This window comes from Aeromicrobium changchenzhani (genome assembly GCF_057586615.1).
This window is the reverse complement of sequence record NZ_CM172480.1, coordinates 1-16501: the sequence shown is the minus strand read 5'-3', so window position 1 is coordinate 16501 and position 16501 is coordinate 1. Positions and strand designations below refer to the sequence as shown.

The 16501-nt window shown below is 59.2% G+C and carries 13 protein-coding genes and 2 tRNA genes; 2 read left to right on the top strand and 13 right to left on the bottom strand.

The genetic code is table 11. The annotated features are described in order from the left end of the window. Positions 1-36: 36 nt before the first annotated feature. Entirely contained in the window at positions 37-453 is a 417-nt protein-coding gene (locus AC2YB9_RS00075; RefSeq protein WP_487266731.1) for a hypothetical protein, read from the bottom strand. A 671-nt stretch (positions 454-1124) separates the two neighbouring features. Continuing rightward, positions 1125-2699, bottom strand: a complete 1575-nt coding sequence (locus AC2YB9_RS00070) for a glutamate synthase-related protein (RefSeq protein ID WP_487266730.1) — start codon at positions 2697-2699, stop codon at positions 1125-1127. A gap of 236 nt (positions 2700-2935) precedes the next feature. Between AC2YB9_RS00070 and AC2YB9_RS00065 the strand changes: the two genes are divergently transcribed. Further along, positions 2936-3133: a hypothetical protein gene (locus AC2YB9_RS00065; RefSeq protein WP_487266729.1), complete on the top strand. Its 198-nt coding sequence runs from the start codon at positions 2936-2938 to the stop codon at positions 3131-3133. A 246-nt stretch (positions 3134-3379) separates the two neighbouring features. Here the strand turns inward: AC2YB9_RS00065 and AC2YB9_RS00060 are convergent. The 6 genes from AC2YB9_RS00060 to gyrB form a co-directional block, all read right to left on the bottom strand. Next, positions 3380-3452, bottom strand: a tRNA-Ala gene (locus AC2YB9_RS00060). 161 nt (positions 3453-3613) lie between these two features. Beyond that, positions 3614-3688 (bottom strand) — tRNA-Ile (locus AC2YB9_RS00055). Positions 3689-3772: 84 nt separating this feature from the next. Next, positions 3773-4549, bottom strand: a complete 777-nt coding sequence (locus AC2YB9_RS00050; RefSeq protein ID WP_487266728.1) for an SGNH/GDSL hydrolase family protein — start codon at positions 4547-4549, stop codon at positions 3773-3775. Between the two features lie 8 nt (positions 4550-4557). Beyond that, a complete protein-coding gene (locus AC2YB9_RS00045; protein ID WP_487266727.1) occupies positions 4558-5280 on the bottom strand; it encodes a DUF3566 domain-containing protein in 723 nt (240 codons plus the stop codon). Further along, entirely contained in the window at positions 5277-7790 is a 2514-nt protein-coding gene (gene gyrA, locus AC2YB9_RS00040; protein WP_487268644.1) for a DNA gyrase subunit A, read from the bottom strand. Before gyrA ends, AC2YB9_RS00045 begins: the two co-directional genes overlap by 4 nt. 123 nt (positions 7791-7913) lie before the next feature. Then, positions 7914-9878 carry a DNA topoisomerase (ATP-hydrolyzing) subunit B gene (gyrB, locus tag AC2YB9_RS00035; protein WP_487266726.1) on the bottom strand — a complete coding sequence of 655 codons (1965 nt, stop codon included), beginning with the start codon at positions 9876-9878 and terminating at the stop codon, positions 7914-7916. 226 nt (positions 9879-10104) lie between these two features. On the opposite strand from gyrB, the gene AC2YB9_RS00030 reads away from it, so the two are divergent. After that, positions 10105-10908 carry a phosphatase PAP2 family protein gene (locus AC2YB9_RS00030; RefSeq protein WP_487266725.1) on the top strand — a complete coding sequence of 268 codons (804 nt, stop codon included), beginning with the start codon at positions 10105-10107 and terminating at the stop codon, positions 10906-10908. On the opposite strand, the gene AC2YB9_RS00025 is transcribed toward AC2YB9_RS00030, so the two are convergent. The 5 genes from AC2YB9_RS00025 to dnaA all read right to left on the bottom strand — a co-directional run bounded on the left by AC2YB9_RS00025 (position 10905) and on the right by dnaA (position 16401). Further along, the gene (locus AC2YB9_RS00025) at positions 10905-11423 is read right to left on the bottom strand and encodes a DciA family protein (RefSeq protein WP_487266724.1); all 519 of its coding nucleotides are present in this window, start codon (positions 11421-11423) and stop codon (positions 10905-10907) included. The genes AC2YB9_RS00030 and AC2YB9_RS00025 overlap by 4 nt on opposite strands. Continuing rightward, a complete protein-coding gene (gene recF, locus AC2YB9_RS00020; protein ID WP_487266723.1) occupies positions 11416-12540 on the bottom strand; it encodes a DNA replication/repair protein RecF in 1125 nt (374 codons plus the stop codon). The genes AC2YB9_RS00025 and recF overlap by 8 nt, the downstream gene beginning before the upstream one ends. Positions 12541-12546: 6 nt before the next feature. Beyond that, on the bottom strand, positions 12547-13425 hold the full coding sequence (gnd, locus tag AC2YB9_RS00015; RefSeq protein ID WP_487266722.1) for a phosphogluconate dehydrogenase (NAD(+)-dependent, decarboxylating): 879 nt from the start codon (positions 13423-13425) through the stop codon (positions 12547-12549). A 23-nt stretch (positions 13426-13448) separates the two neighbouring features. Continuing rightward, the gene (gene dnaN, locus AC2YB9_RS00010; RefSeq protein ID WP_487266721.1) at positions 13449-14591 is read right to left on the bottom strand and encodes a DNA polymerase III subunit beta; all 1143 of its coding nucleotides are present in this window, start codon (positions 14589-14591) and stop codon (positions 13449-13451) included. A 373-nt stretch (positions 14592-14964) separates the two neighbouring features. After that, the gene (gene dnaA / locus AC2YB9_RS00005) at positions 14965-16401 is read right to left on the bottom strand and encodes a chromosomal replication initiator protein DnaA (protein ID WP_487266720.1); all 1437 of its coding nucleotides are present in this window, start codon (positions 16399-16401) and stop codon (positions 14965-14967) included. Between the last annotated feature and the right edge of the window lie 100 nt (positions 16402-16501).

Here is a 16501-nt window from a genome sequence, read left to right as displayed (position 1 = left end):
CTGAATGTCAACAACTTGGTCGTTCGCCCGCCCATCTCAGAATTTAATGCGCCGAGTCGCAAGTGCTAATGCCGAAGCGACGACGAACAAACCCACGGCAACCAAGATGTCAGTCAGTGTCGAGAAGTTTTGTGACACCGAGCCCTCATCTTTGTGGGTCGCGCTCACGATGCTCCCGACTCCAACAACGGCGGCATTGAGCGATAGCGACGCGAGGACGCCGAAAGCGAGGCGACGGCGGCGAGGTGGATAGGGCGAGTGCGTGAGCGGTACTGCGAGTGACATGCAGCCAGCGACCGACGCGAAAAGTCCGATCAGGATCAAGAACACGGCGTGATCAGCGACGTCCACCGAATCTTGGAAGCCGTACGCGAACAGGAAAGCGACGAAATACGCAGGGACGCCGGTGACACTGACGATAAGTAGGGATCCGAGTGCGTGCCGTCTGCGCATGACCTGATGTTGCCACCACTCGAATGCTGCTCGACTGCGGCCCGCCGATATTTCGTCGGCCTCCCCTCAATGCACAACCGCGCGCCCAGCGCCGCCAAGCCCACCGGGGTATCCCTAGTCGGCTTTGCACGTTTTGATCGAAAAGGTAGCCGGGTCCGTTCTGCACCGTGCAGGGGACCCGAGGGAGTTCTCATGCCTTGTCTTAAAAATGTTGTTGGCCCGGACCAACGCACGGTCCGGGCCAACATTATTTGTGGGTTGACTACGAAACTCGATTTCGCCCGCCGTTAGAGGCCTCCTTTCAATGTAGCTTCAGGCTTTCATACGGTTCCGGGCAAATCTTCATATTTCATGCCGCCTCACGCTGCGACCCGTGGTCTGAACTGAATCCATGCCTGGGGCGCTCGCTAACCTCGAACGTGGCCGGCGATCGACACCCTTGACCTCCCCACGATGGAGCCAAGCCATGAAAGCAAAGCAATGTTGCGCGGATGTACTGCACGGTTTAGTGGATAGCCTGACCCGCTCCACCGGCTGCGAGGAAGCATTCGCACTCGTGACCCCCGTGGCGCCCGAGCACGGGTTGACCCCTGAACAGGCCCTATCATTGTTCGATACCGCTACCCAAGGCGTGCTCAACTAATAAAGATCCGACGGTGTTCCAATCGCACCTAACTAAATGACTGGGTTTGCAGGCCTAGACAGCTGGCGGTGTCGGAGTGAAGCGCAGCCAGGTCGACGCTTGACATGTCGGCGATCCGGGACCGGCCGGTGATCCGGCTGTAGTCAGTGATCATGGTCGTGGCGGCGGTCAAGAAGGTAAACAGCCGCTGCGCGGAGACATCGGGATCGAGTCGTGCTCGCAGCTCTGCGTTCTGGGTCGCGATCCCGACTGGGCAGGTACCGCGATGGCAGGCACGATATTGCTGGCAGCCGATCGCAATCATTGAAGCGGTGGCCAGGGCAACCGCGTCGGCACCCAGCGCCAAAACCTTGGCCATCTCGGCGGGAGTGCGATAGCCGCCGGTAGCGACTAGCTGAATGTCATGGATGCCATGGTTGTCCAGCCATACTCGGGCGCGGCGCAACCCGATAAATCCAGGCAACCCCACGTGATCCTTGACATGTACCGCAGCGGCACCGGTCCCGCCGCCAAACCCGTCGATCGTGATCCAATCGGCCCCGGCCTCCACGGCCGCAGCAACATCGGCCTCAACGTTCCCAGTGGCAAATTTGATTCCGATCGGGATGCCCGGCTTGATCGAGCGGATCCAGTCGATCCTGCGTGCTAGGTCACCGATTGAATTGAGGTCAGGGAACCGGGAAGGGGAGTGCGCTGCTGTGCCCGCTTCGATACCTCGCACGGCGGCGATGTCTTCGGTCACTTTGGCCCCGGGCAGCAGTCCGCCTTGCCCGGGCTTGGCGCCCTGGCTGATTTTAACCTCGACAGCATCAGCCTGCGCGATGGCTTCTTCGGTCCAACCGAAGTATCCCGACGCCATTTCCAAAATATAGGCACCGGCCTCGGCACGTTCGCGCGGATGCATGCCGCCCTCGCCGCTGCCGATCGCCGTTCCCGCCCGGCGTGCCCCCGCAGCCAGTGCCACTTTCGCCTCAACCGACAACGCACCGAAACTCATGTGGCTGACTAGCAAGGGAATCTCAAGTCGAAGTGGGCTAGCCACCCGGGATCCCAGCACAACGCCGGTATCTATTGGTTTGTCGCCGAGCAACGGCAGGCGGTCAAGTTGGGCGGGAATGAAGACCAGATCGTCCAGCGAGGCGTATCTGCGCCCGCGGTCCTGGTCGGCTTCTAAACGTTGCGAGCCCATGGCCTCAACTGGCGCTTTTCCGCTGGTGGAGAGCTGCTGGATCAGTTCCATTCCCCGGTCGGTGGCGCCGAGGCGAAGCCACGGACCCAAATACATCTCCGGCCGGCCGGGTCCCCAAGGTACTGAGTCTGCATCAATCTGGACTATCTGGTCGACCACTCGGGACTGGTAGGTCGGCAGTGAGTCGGCTGGGTTGAACGGCGAGATCCCTGAGCGCAGGTCGAAGTCCCACATGTGCAGCGGACATACGGCTGTGTGCCCGACGATTGTCCCGTCTGCGATCGGACCGCCTAGGTGCGGACAGACTCCGCCTAAAGCGTAGACGTCTTGATCGTTGCGCATCAACGCGATCTGTGTGCCCTTGAGCATCAACGCCCGCCCCCGCCCGTCAACGATGTCCTCAACCTGGCACACGTCCTGCCACCCCGACGGCTCACCGGATATAGACAGGCCCCCCGCAGCACTCCACGCGTCGTCTTGTGCAACCGGTTGATCGATCATTTTGTTGTCCCTTACGCTCCGCGGGCCTGTTACCTGTAGCCACAGCCTAACCGGCGGCGGCAGGTCACGCCGGCAACAGCATCCACCGTGAGAACACCGAAAGTCAGAGTTATACGACCCATGGTGTTCCACCACTCCGCGAGACGAAGTTGAAGACCGCCGAGGATGCGTTCTACGCCAACGGCGATGATATCGCGGTCGCTATGAAAATCGTTTCGACGAACCTGCGCACTATCAAAGCGTTCCTGCAACGAACCCCCGCCGAGTCAGCGGCAATAGAGCGCAAACGAATCAAACGATATGCCGGCACCAAGCATGAACGGTTTTATGAGGAAAAGCCTACTTAGCCCAATACCTTGAATTGGCCGGCCAGGTAGCCAGCGCCACCACACCCGCACAGGCACGACCCCAGGAATCGTCGCGCCCAAAAACAGCTCAAAACACGATCAACCGATCAAACCGCACCCAGAACGGCCGATCGACAGACCGGCCGCACCGATCACGCGTCTCAAACCACCAGAAACATCAACGCGAACAGCACTTCGCGGAGTTTCGTAGTCTAGGTACCCACAGTTTCGTAGATAACCCATTTGTGGAGCCACGGGGACTCGAACCCCGAACCCCCTGCTTGCAAAGCAGGTGCGCTACCAATTGCGCCATGGCCCCAGATGAAATTTTCTCTTGTGAATCAGAGCTTGTCGGTGCCTGCAGCCCATTCATCGGTGGAAGGTTTTGAACCAGCCTTTTTCACTGACCAAACTGCCACTGCGGCGGCTACGGCTAGTGCGATGAGCTTCTTCATACGACCCTCCCAAGGGTAATTTCAGTGGGCGTACGAGGACTTGAACCTCGGACCTCTTCCTTATCAGGGAAGCGCTCTAACCAAGCTGAGCTATACGCCCCTCACCAGCGTTGAAGATTACCGCATCAACCCGTGTGACCCCAAAACGGGTAGGTACTAGCCCCGTAGATCGACGTCGCGGAGTTCAATCCGATCGCACCTCAACCGGCACAAGGTCCCAATGTTTTGCGGTTCTACCGTCGCCCGATGAACGCCCGGTGAACCGACGGCGCAACCACGGAACGAAGAATGACACCAACCAACGAGTCTCAACAGCCGCCCGACGCGGAACACCCTGATGCGGTGGCGCGGGCAACAGGGACGACAATTCATCGCCCACATGCGCCACGCCCAGCGTCTCGGCAACGGCAGCTGCGATACGCCGGTGGCCCAGCGGCGTGGCGTGCAACCGATCCGCACTCCAAGTCTGCGGGTCATACATGAAGGGGTATGTCGACCCGTCCACGATCGTGACGTCATGACGCAGAGCGGCCTGTTCGATCCGGCGATTGAAGCTCATGATGCGCTTACGCAACGGCCGAGCAAGCGGAATCAGCCGACTCACATCGGGCAACAACAGCGTCACGACATGAGCGCCACTGGCATTGAGTGCTTCGAACATCGCCTCGATCTCACGACCGACAATATCTGCGTCGAACTTGATCCGAATCAAATCGTTGACCCCGGCGACGACGGTCACCAGATCCGGCTTGAGCTCGAGGGCCCGGGCGAGTTGGGCGGCACGGATATCGCCGGCGCACAACCCACGCAGCGCCAGGTTGGCATAACGAACCTCGGGATTGGCTACTGCGAGATCGACCGCCAAGCGGTCGGCCCAGCCGCGATAACCGCCGCTGTCGTCCCCGTCGTTGAGGCCCTCGGTCATGCTGTCGCCGATGGCCACGAAACGCGAGACAGGCATCCGCCGGGTCAGTCCTCCTCAGCCAACGTGACGTCGAGTCCGCCGACGAGCTGGGCTGCAAGATTGTAGAGGTAAGCGCCAATCGTGGCGACCGCCGTGGTGATGACGACATTGATCGCCGACAGGATCAGCGTCAGTCCGACGACCCGCCCGAAGCCGAGATAATGAGTGATGTCGAAACTGCTCGAATCATCGCTCAACACGGTCGTGACACTCGAGTTGATCTGGTCCCAGACGCCGGCAAAGGACAGCACGACCCAAAGAATCGTCACGGCAACTACGGCCACGATCATCATCGCGACGGTCAGCGCGAACACGACTTTGGACACCGACCAAGGATCGACGTGAGTGACCTTGAGACTTGCCTGCCGAGTCGTTGTTCCTGATTTGGACTTCTGCGCTGGCTCATCCCTGACCACCGGGATCACCGCAGTGTTGTCTGGCGAATTCGAGGTCGTACGGGCATAGTCGCCCGCGGTCACCGGCGACTTAGCTTTGGTCGCATCTGCGGCATTCGGTCCACCAGGCCGTTTGACCGGTTCGGTCTTGACCACCGGCTTGCGTGGCTGGACCGGCGGGCCAGCATTCGATGCGGTGGCAGGCGTGGATTTCGGCTTGTTCGAAGGGTTGCTCTGCGACTTGCCTTGCGGCTTGTTCGAAGGGTTGCCCGAAGGTTTGCCCGGGGGTTTGGCCGGTCCCGCACCCTTCGTCTCAGGAGTCTTGTCGGTCACTGCTCTCCACTCTCGTCGTTCTGGCCGTCAATTGTGGCTGTCGCGTCCTCGGTCACGCCTTCGTCCTCGGTCACGCCTTCGTCATCGAGGTGTTCGGCATTACGAGCAATCGTCACGACGTGGTCCTTGCCTTTGAACTTCACAAAGCTCACACCCATCGTGCCACGACCAGTGGCATTGACCCCAGAAACGAGGCTGCGAGTCACCTGACCTTTTGCGGTGACCGAGATGACGTCATCGGAGTCGTGCAAAACCAACCCGCCAACAAGTTCGCCGCGCGCATCAGTGATCTGCATGGCCTTGATGCCGATACCGCCACGTCCCTGAAGTCGATATTCTTCGACGCGAGTCTTCTTGGCGAAACCACCGTTAGTGACGGTGAAGACATACTGCTGGCCCGCCCCTTCACCACGTTCACTCTCGCGTATGACCGACAGCGACAACACTTGGTCATCACCGCGGAACTTCATGCCGGTGACGCCCGAAGTGGCACGTCCCATTGGTCGAAGCTGCTCGTCATCGGCACGGAAACGGATCGCCTGAGCCTTGCGCGAAATCAACATCAGGTCATCGTCGGAGGTGATGGCCTTTGCGCCGATCAACTCATCGTCCTCATCGCGGAAGTTGATGGCGATGATGCCGGACTGACGTGGGCTGTTGTAGTCGGCGAGCTTGGTCTTCTTGATCAGGCCCTTCTTGGTGGCAAGCACCAGATAGGGGTATTCGTCATAGTCGCGGATCGCCAAAACCTGCGCGATTTCCTCATCGGGCTGGAATGACAACAGCCCGGCGACATGTCCGCCCTTAGCATCGCGCCCGGCCTCGGGCAGGTGATAAGCCTTTGACCGATAGACGCGGCCGGCGGTTGTGAAGAACAAAATCCAGTGGTGACTCGTAGTCGGGAACATGTGCTCGACGACGTCATCCATGCGGAGGTGCGCACCGCGTACGCCCTTGCCGCCGCGATTTTGTACACGATAAAGGTCAGTCTTGGTGCGCTTCGCATAACCGCCGCGGGTGATCGTCACGACGACTTCTTCGTCGGGGATCAGATCCTCCATCGAAATGTCGCCATCGGCGGCGACAATCTGGCTGCGGCGATCATCGCCGAACTTCTCTGCGATCGCAGCAACTTCCTCGGACACGATCGAGCGCTGGCGTTCGGGTCGGGCGAGGATGTCCTGGTAGTCGGCGATCAGCCGTTCAAATTCAGCAAGATCGTCAAGAATCTTCTGGCGCTCCAACGCAGCCAGCTTGCGCAGCTGCATGTCGAGGATCGCGTTTGCCTGCAACTCATCGATGCCGAGCAACGTGATCAGGCCGCCACGCGCTTCTTCGGCCGATGGGCTCCGGCGGATCAGTGCAATGACTTCATCGAGCGCGTCAAGAGCCTTGGACAGACCGCGCAGAATATGCGCGCGTTCTTCAGCCCGACGCAGCCGGTATGCCGTACGTCGCTGGATGACTTCAATCTGATGGGTGACCCAGTTGGAGATGAAGGCGTCGAGGGTAAGGGTGCGCGGCACCTCATCGACCAACGCCAACATGTTGGCGGAGAAGTTCGACTGGAGCTCAGTGTGTTTGTAGAGATTGTTGAGCACAACCCGGGCGACGGCATCGCGCTTGAGCACGATGACGAGGCGGCGGCCGGTGCGCGATGACGAGTCATCGCGCAGATCAGCTATGCCTTGGACCTTGCCGGAGTTATGCAGCTCAGCAATCTTTTGCGCCAAGTTATCCGGGTTGACCTGATAGGGCAACTCGGTGACGACCAAGCACATACGGCCCTTGTTGTCTTCTTCGATCGAGACGACCGCGCGCATCGGGACCGAGCCGCGACCGGTGCGATACATGTCCTCGATGCCCTTGGTGCCGACGATCAGACCATTGGTCGGGAAGTCGGGACCCTTGATGCGCTGCATCAATGCTTCGAGTAGTTCTTCCTTGCTGGCTTCGGGATTTTCCAACGCCCACTGGACGCCGGCGACAACTTCGCGCAGATTGTGCGGCGGAATGTTGGTCGCCATGCCGACCGCGATACCGGCCGAACCGTTGACTAAAAGATTGGGGAAACGCGCCGGCAAGACCGTCGGTTCCATCGAACGACCATCGTAATTGGGCCGGAAGTCGACAGTGTCCTCATCGATGTCACGAACCATTTCCATCGCGATCGGCGCGAGCCGGCACTCGGTATAACGCATCGCAGCAGCGCCATCATTGCCCGGCGAGCCAAAGTTGCCTTGCCCCGAGACCATCGGTGCGCGCATGACCCACGGCTGAGCCAGTCGAACCAAAGTGTCATAGATCGCGGTGTCGCCATGTGGGTGGTACTGACCCATGACGTCACCGACGATGCGGCTGCACTTGGAGAAACCCTTGTCCGGGCGGTAGCCGCCGTCATACATCGCATACAAAACGCGACGGTGTACGGGCTTGAGCCCGTCACGTACGTCGGGGAGCGCGCGCGACACGATGACGCTCATCGCGTAATCGATGTAGGAGCGTTTCATCTCGTCCTGCAACTCGACGTGTTCGATCCGGTCGTGCTGCGGCGGTTGTATTTCAGTCACGGTGTTGTCCTCAGGTGCAGGGGCTATAGGTACGTGGGCGAGACGGTCGGGGGCGGGCTCGGACTAGATGTCGAGGAACCGGACATCTTTGGCATTCTGCTGGATGAAGGTGCGACGTTGTTCGACGTCCTCACCCATGAGAATCGTGAAGATCTCATCGGCGTTCGCGGCATCATCCAACGTCACCTGGCGCAGGATTCTGGACGCCGGATCCATCGTCGTGTCCCACAGTTCGCTGTCATTCATTTCGCCAAGACCCTTGTAGCGCTGGATCGGCGCATCCTTGGCAAGTCGGCGGCCGGCGGCCGCACCGGCTTCAAGCAGAACATCGCGCTCACGTTCGGAGTAGGCGAGCTCGTGCGGAGCGTTGGTCCACTTGATCTTGAACAGCGGCGGCTGGGCGAGATAGACGTGGCCGGCATCAATCAGGGGTCGCATAAAGCGGAACAGCAACGTCAACAGCAGGGTCGAGATGTGCTGACCGTCTACGTCAGCATCGGCCATCAGGACGACTTTGTGATAGCGCAACTTATCAATGTTGAACTCATCGTGGACGCCGGTGCCGAGCGCCGAAATGATCGCCTGCACTTCAGTGTTTTGCAGGATGCGGTCGATCCGAGCCTTCTCGACATTGAGGATCTTGCCGCGCAACGGCAAGATCGCCTGGGTGCGCGGATCGCGCCCGCCCTTTGCTGAGCCACCGGCGGAGTTGCCCTCGACGATGAAAACTTCACATTCTTCAGGATTGGTCGACTGGCAATCCGAGAGCTTGCCGGGCAACCCACCGCCGCCAAGCAGACCCTTGCGACGGGTGAGGTCACGCGCCTTGCGCGCCGCCATACGGGCGGTCGCGGCATCGATGCTCTTGCGGACAATGACCTTGCCCTCACTTGGATTCTGTTCGAACCAGGCGCCGAGTTCATCGTTAAGAATTTTTTGGACGAAGCCCTTAGCCTCAGTGTTGCCGAGTTTGGTTTTGGTCTGACCCTCGAACTGTGGCTCTTCGAGCTTGATCGAAATAATCGCGGTCAAACCCTCGCGGATGTCATCCCCTGAGAGTTCGTCCTTGCCCTTCATCAGATTCTGCGCCTCGGCGAAGCGCTTAACCGTGTTGGTGAGCGCAGCGCGGAAGCCTTCTTCGTGGGTGCCACCCTCATGAGTGTTGATCGTGTTGGCGAAGGTGTGAACCGATTCGGTGTAGCTCGTGTTCCACTGCATCGCGAGCTCGAGCGACATGCCCGCTTTCTCGTCCTCGCGGTCGAAGGCGATGATGTCGCGGTGAATGGGTGCCTTCCCACCGACGTTGATGTGGTTGACGTAATCGATCAGACCACCGTCGAAGCGGAACGTGTCCTCACGTTTGGTCTCCTCATCATCGCCTTCCAGCACCCGCTCGTCGTGGAGCCGAATCTCAAGACCCTTGTTGAGGAACGCCATCTCGCGGAACCGAGTGCGCAGCGTGTCGTAGGTGTAGACCGTAGTTTCGAAAATGTCCTTGCTGGCATAGAACGTCGTCGTGGTGCCGGTCGCATCCGATTCCTCTTCACGCTTGAGCGGAGCGTCCGGATCACCGTAAGTGAATGATTGCGTCCACCGATAGCCATCGCGTTTGACGTCGACATACAACTTGGTCGACAACGCATTGACCACCGAAACGCCGACGCCGTGCAAGCCGCCGGAAACTTTGTAGCCGCCACCGCCAAACTTGCCGCCCGCATGGAGCGACGTGAGTACGAGAGTCACGGCCGGGACCTTCTCGATCGGATGCTCATCGACTGGGATGCCGCGGCCGTCGTCAATCACCCGAACGCCACCATCGGCGAGGATCGTCACATCGATGTGGCTTGCGTATCCGGCCAGCGCTTCATCGACTGAGTTGTCGACAACTTCGTAAACCAAATGGTGGAGTCCACGTTCGCCGGTCGAACCGATATACATACCGGGGCGTTTGCGTACTGCCTCCAGTCCTTCGAGAACTTGAATGTCACTTGCATCGTACGTATGCGAAGAATCTGGAGTTTGGCTCACAAATCGATTATAGCGGCTGTTAGGGGCCTTACACGAGATATCCACTGTTGATCGGGCGCTTAATCGTTCAGGAAGTACCTCAGAGAGCCACAGGAGACACTCTTGGAACGCTTGAGAGGCACGTGTTTGGTGCCCAGTATGGGTTGAGGCGCTCAAAACCGCTCTGAGCGGCGTTTCCGATTGGGTCGGTCAGCGCCCAGTTGGAGCGTTCAGGCATCGTTGAGTCGTGAATCAGACCATCGAGCGCCGCGGAAGTTTACTCTCCGCTGTCGCACTCTTCTTCCTAGCGGTGGTCGCGGTATTTGTACTCGAGCGGTTCTTCGTCGCGACCGCATATGGTCAGCGGGTCGATGACTCGGCAATGCATACGGTGTCGGCCGGATCAGTGGCGCTGCAACAGCTGCACAGTTATCTGGGCAACATCACCGTCGGGACCACGGCTGTCGTGTTGGCGGCCTGTGTGGTCTTCGCGCTGTTGCGCCGGCGCTTCGCAATCGCGGCGGGGGCCATCGCCATCGTTGCCGGCGCCAACATCACCACCCAGTTTCTAAAGAAAGTCTATTTCGATCGACCTGACTTCGACCTAGCAACGATCAACAGTTTTCCCAGTGGGCACACAACGGTGGCGATCTCGGCCGTACTTGCTGCCGTGCTGGTCGCCCCGCCGTTGGTTCGCCCGCTGGTCGTTGCTCTTGGTTCGTTCGCGGCAACGCTCGTCGGAACGTCAACTATCGTCGGCGGCTGGCATCGCCCCAGTGATGTTGTTGGTGCGCTTGCCGTAGCACTCGCCTGGGGAACGGCCGTTGCGATCGTGGTCGGCACGATCCACCGACCCCAGAGCGACGGACTAATTCGATCAATCGTGCTAGCACTATTCGGTGCCGCCGCGGCAGGAATCCTCTTGATTGCCATCGGCGTACGCCCAGCCAATGGCATTGCGGGGTTGCTTGAGGCCGCTGGAATCCTCGGTCTGGTTGGTGTCGCGACCGCACTAACGATTGGCGTCTTTGCGCGTTTGGTCCCGCGCTAACCGTAGGTATCGCGCGGTCCGCGCGCGCCGCGAATCGTCCGCTTGCCTTTTGTCCAACTCGGCTTCTGTGGTCCATGGATCTGCAAGCGCACGACCGATCCTTGGCCGAGTTCGGCATTGAGTTTGGCCACAATGCGTGGCGCCAGCAACCGGAGTTGAGTTGCCCATGCCGTTGAATCGGCCTCCACCTCGACCTGACCATCAACATGACCAACTACGTGACAGTGTTGGGCAACTTCCGTGCCGACGATTGCTGGCCAGTCGGAGAACACCCGCTGCGCGGAAAGGCTGTCCTCCCAGCCCTGCTGCTCGATCAGTTTGCCAACAAATCGTGATAACGGCTCCGCGTCATCACGATGCGCACGCTTGGTGGTGATGTCCTGTTCCCCGCGGCGTTGGGTGGGACGTCTGCGCGATGGTACGCCGCCGCGATAACCATCGGCGATGTCACGGGCGAGTTCGAGGCCATCTTTGGGCACCGGCGAATCAGTCGGTTCATTCGGTGTTTCAGTCACGGGTCACCATGCCGTCCTTAACGCGAAACCGGTGACCGTTGAGACCCTCGGGCACATCGGTGTCGACGGCCGCCGTGACCAGAACCTGTTCCGCACCAGCGACCATCGCTGCCAATTGATCGCGCCGCCCAACATCGAGCTCCGCAAACACATCGTCGAGAATCAACACCGGGTCGTCGCCGTCCTCGCGTAGCAGTTCGAAGGATGCAAGCTTGAGCGCGAGCGCAAATGACCAAGATTCGCCATGGCTCGCATAACCCTTGGCCGGCAGATCGCCGAGCGTGAGCGTCACTTCATCGCGATGCGGGCCGACCAGACTGATGCCACGATCGAGTTCGTCGCGTCGGCGCCGGGCAACTTCGTCGAGTAGTGCTTGGCGCAGGGATTCGATGTCGTGCGCGTCTGGTTCCACGTGAAACGAAGGTTTGTAGATCGCGGTGGCGCTACGCCGGTTCTCGGCAGCGTCGGCGGCGACCTGGACATACGCGGCCGCCAAGTGTGGTGCGAGTGCATTGAGTAGGGCATAACGCGCGGCCATCAATTCGCCACCAACCCGCGCCAAATTTTCGTCCCAAATGTCGAGCGTTGGAAGTTCGACATCGCGGCGCCGACCCGCGGTCTTCAGGAGGGTGTTGCGCTGGCGAAGAATGCGGTCATAGTCGGCCTTCACGCCAGCCAGTCGCGGAATCTGAAGACTCAGCAGCGCATCAAGGAAATGTCGTCGATCGCTCGGATCCCCTTTGATCAATTTCAAGTCTTCGGGTGAGAACAACACGGTCCGCAGAATGCCGACAATGTCCCGATTACGCGGCAACGGTGATTTGTTGATGCGAGCACGATTGGCTTTGCCCGGCGTGATCTCGACTTCGAGCAACGCGGTTCGATCGCCACGCACGACGGTGGCGCGGGCGACCGCATGGTCGGTGCCAGCGCGTACGAGCGGCGCGTCCTGAGCGACCCGATGCGAGCCGAGGGTAGCGATGTAGTCGATCGCCTCGATCAGATTAGTCTTACCCTGCCCGTTAGCACCGATAAACGCTGTCGATCCGGGTTCAAGATCGAATTCGACGGTCTCGTACGACCGGAAGTTGTGCAGCGAAAGGTGCGCGACGTGCATACCGTCCTATTTTTCGGACTTGACCGCGTGGCCGCCGAATTGATTGCGCATCGCGGCAATGGCCTTCATCGACGGCGAGTCATCCTGGCGGGACGAGAAACGTGCGAACAAGGAGGCCGCAATTGCTGGCACTGGCACCGCGTTGTCAATCGCTGCCTCAACAGTCCAGCGACCCTCACCCGAATCATCGGCGTAGCCGGCAATTTTGGCCAAGCCTGGATCATCTTGTAACGCCTTGACCAATAGGTCTAGCAACCAAGACCGAATCACGGTGCCTTCACGCCAAGAGTCAAACACTTCGGTGACGTTCTCCACCATGTCCACTTTGTCGAGCAGTTCATAGCCTTCGGCGTATGCCTGCATCACGGCGTATTCGATGCCGTTGTGCACCATCTTGGAGAAATGGCCCGAGCTGACCTTGCCGGCATGGACGAAACCCGATGGTCCTGGGGGCTTGAGCGCATCAAAGGCAGGCTGAACTTTGGCAACATCCTCAGTCGATCCGCCGACCATGAGCGCGTAGCCGTTTTCTAGTCCCCAGACGCCGCCGCTGACGCCCGCATCGACAAAGCCAACCCTCTTCTCCGCCAGCAGTGCGGCGTGTTTGAGATCGTCGGTCCAGCGGGAATTGCCGCCGTCAACAACGACATCCCCAGCGTCAAGCAAATCACCGAGTTCGGTGACGGTCGAGGTGGTGGGATCACCAGCGGGGACCATGACCCAGACGACCTTCGGTGCGGGAAGTTGAGCGACAAGTTCCTCGAGGGAGGCCACGTCGCTGACCTCAGCGTTGCGGTCATAACCAATAACCGTGATATCCGCATTGCGCATCCGTTCGCGCATATTGCCACCCATTTTACCGAGGCCGACGAGTCCGATATGCATCGTGTTGCGCTCCTTCTTCTGTTCTAACTATGCAACCTCACCGGCATGATCAGGTAGCGGAACGCGAAGTCAGGTTCGGCGCCCACTTCCTGGACGCCGGCGAGTGCCGCGGGCTTAGTGTGCTGGGTGAATGACAGGTGCACGACCGGATCGGTCATGACTGCAAGACCCTCAAGTAGGTAACTCGGATTGAAGCCAATCGAGATGTCCGGCCCATTGATGGCAGCTTCGATCGATTCGGATGCCTGTGCTTCGTCGCCGCTGCCAGCTTCGAGGAGAAGCTGGCCATCAGCGAAGGTGAGGCGCACTGGCGTATTGCGTTCGGCAACTAAGGCGACACGCTTGACCGAGTCCACGAAAGCATGGGTGTCGACATAGGCAACGGTCTCGGCCTGGGTTTGAAACAACTGGCGTACGCGGGGGAAATCGCCTTCGAGTAAGCGGGTTGTCGTGCGACGCGTTCCACTGCCGACTGTCCCCTCGAAGCCGATGAGACCCTCGCCGCTGTCACCGCTGGCGATTGCGACCGTGATGTCGCCACCTGAAACCAGCGAACGTGCGGTCTCAGATAGAACCCGCGCTGGAACCAACGCTTGAGCGGTGTTGTTGGACTGTTCGGGAACCCATTCGAGGTCGCGAAGACTCGCACGGAAGCGGTCGGTTGCCATCAGCGAGATGGTCGAGCCGTCCATTTCGAGACGAACGCCGGTCAGCAGTGGCAACATTTCATCACGGCCAGCAGCAGCTGCAGCCTGGCTGACGGCGCCGGCGAATGCGTCGGCTTTGATTGAACCGGAAGCCGATGGCATCTGTGGAAGTTGTGGATATTCCTCAACCGGCATCGTCTGCAGGCTGAAGCGCGCACTGCCGCATACGACTGAAACTTTGCTGCCGACGAGTTCAATGTCGACGGGCTTATTGGGCAGCGACTTAACGATCTCGGCTAGCAACCGGCCTGATACCAAAGCACTACCGTCATTCGACACGTCCGCAGGCAATGTTGCGCGCGTCGACGTTTCATAATCGAAGCCCGAAAGTGTGAGGCCCTCGTCGCCGGCTTCGATGAGGAGCCCTGCCAGGACCGGAACGCTCGGACGGTTTGGGAGGCTGCGTGCGGTCCACGCGACAGCGTCGGCCAAGGTGTCGCGTTCGATGCGGAACTTCACGTCGGTGTCCTCCATAGACTTTTGTACGTGTCGGTAATCCTGCCACGGCTGAGTAGGTCAGCGGTAGTGAGGTGATTTGGCGTGCGGTTATGCACACTTTGAGTGCTCGGTAACTACTTCGAAGTCTTTGTATGTATATCCCTGTAGTAGTCGTAGTAGCCACTGTGGAAACCGTGGACAACCTGAATTCCCACTGAGTTCCTCGTAATTCGTGCTGTGCATAACCTGTGGGTTGAACGCCGGTCAAACTACAGGAACCTGTGGGTATCTTCCTGTTGGCCACAGGCTGTTCACATTTTAAGGCGATGTGTCCACGAGTATTTTGCTGTTACCCACAGGTTCATCCCCAGATGTGCAACCGATGACTGCCCAGTCAGGACTGACGTGCCTGCTGCTTGATGCGGTTGGTGAGTTCGGTGACTTGGTTGTAGACCGAGTGCCTTTCGGCCATGAGTTTGCGGATCTTGCGATCAGCGTGCATAACGGTCGTATGGTCGCGACCGCCGAACTCTTGACCAATCTTTGGCAGTGACATTTCGGTGAGTTCGCGACACAGATACATCGCGATCTGCCGGGCAAGTACCAGATTTCGGCTTCGGTTGGTACTGCACAGATCGTCGAGAGTGAGCTCGGAATAGGCCGCGGTCTGCGCCATGATCAAGCCGACCGAGATGTCCGGCTCGCCACCTTCGGCGACTAGATCCTTCAACACAATCTGTGCGAGTTGGAGATCGACGGTCTGGTTGTTGAGATTGGCGAATGCGGTGGCACGGATGAGGGCGCCCTCGAGTTCACGGATGTTGGTCTGCACCTTGCTGGCAATGAACTCAAGAACATCGGCTGGCGCGGTGAGTTTCTCGGTCATGGCTTTCCGGCGCAGGATCGCAATGCGGGTCTCAAGATCAGGGGGCAGCATTTCGGTCTGCAGACCCCACTCGAACCGGTTGCGTAGTCGTTCCTCCAGCGTCTTGAGCAATTTCGGTGAGCGATCGGAGGTCATCACGATCTGCTTGTTCTCGTTGTGTAGCGCATTAAAAGTGTGAAAGAACTCAGTTTGAGTTGATTCCTTGCCCTCAAGGAACTGAATATCGTCGACAAGCAGGACATCAATCTCGCGATATTTGCGCTTGAGCGCTGCGGTGCGATTCTCCCGAATCGAGTTGATGACGTCGTTGGTGAATTCCTCGCTGTTGACGTAGCGAACGCGTGAGCTGGGATATAGATTCAAGACGTAGTGACCGATAGCGTGCAGCAGGTGCGTCTTGCCTAGGCCGGACTCGCCGTGAATCACCAGTGGGTTGTAGGCCTTGCCCGGCGCTTCGGCTACCGCGACCGACGCGGCATGGGCGAAGCGGTTTGATTGGCCGATGACGAAGTTTTCGAACAGGTAGCGCGGATTGAGTCGGGCCTCGGCAACGCTGCCGCGACGGGGCGCTTCGGTGTTGCGTTTAGCGGCCCAGCTGGGGACGAACTCGTCGTCGTCGTCTTCATCCTCATCAACATCATCAATTGTCGACAAATCGTCTTGTTTATTTATTCCGGTAGGTAGTGTCGGGTCAACGGTGACGCCCAGGCGGATCTCGGTGCCATAGGCCTCACTCAGCGCTTCCTCAAGTCGGGGCCGAACGCGTGACTCAAGCTGGGTGCGGGTGAGGTCATCGGGTACCGCAACGATCAAGGTTGTGCCGTGAAGGGTCAGCGGATGTGCCGAATGGGTCCAGACCCGCATACCGGGTGACAATGAATCGACCGAGGACTTCCAAGCTGTGGATAAATCGATCGCTTGGGCCGAATCCGCACCGTCAGTCATCCAAAGCCTCCCAAGCCATCCACATGGTTTTCCACATACTGTGAATCATTCCGTTGAAAATGCGGAGTGCTTGTGGAAAAGTCGATTACGGCGCTGACGC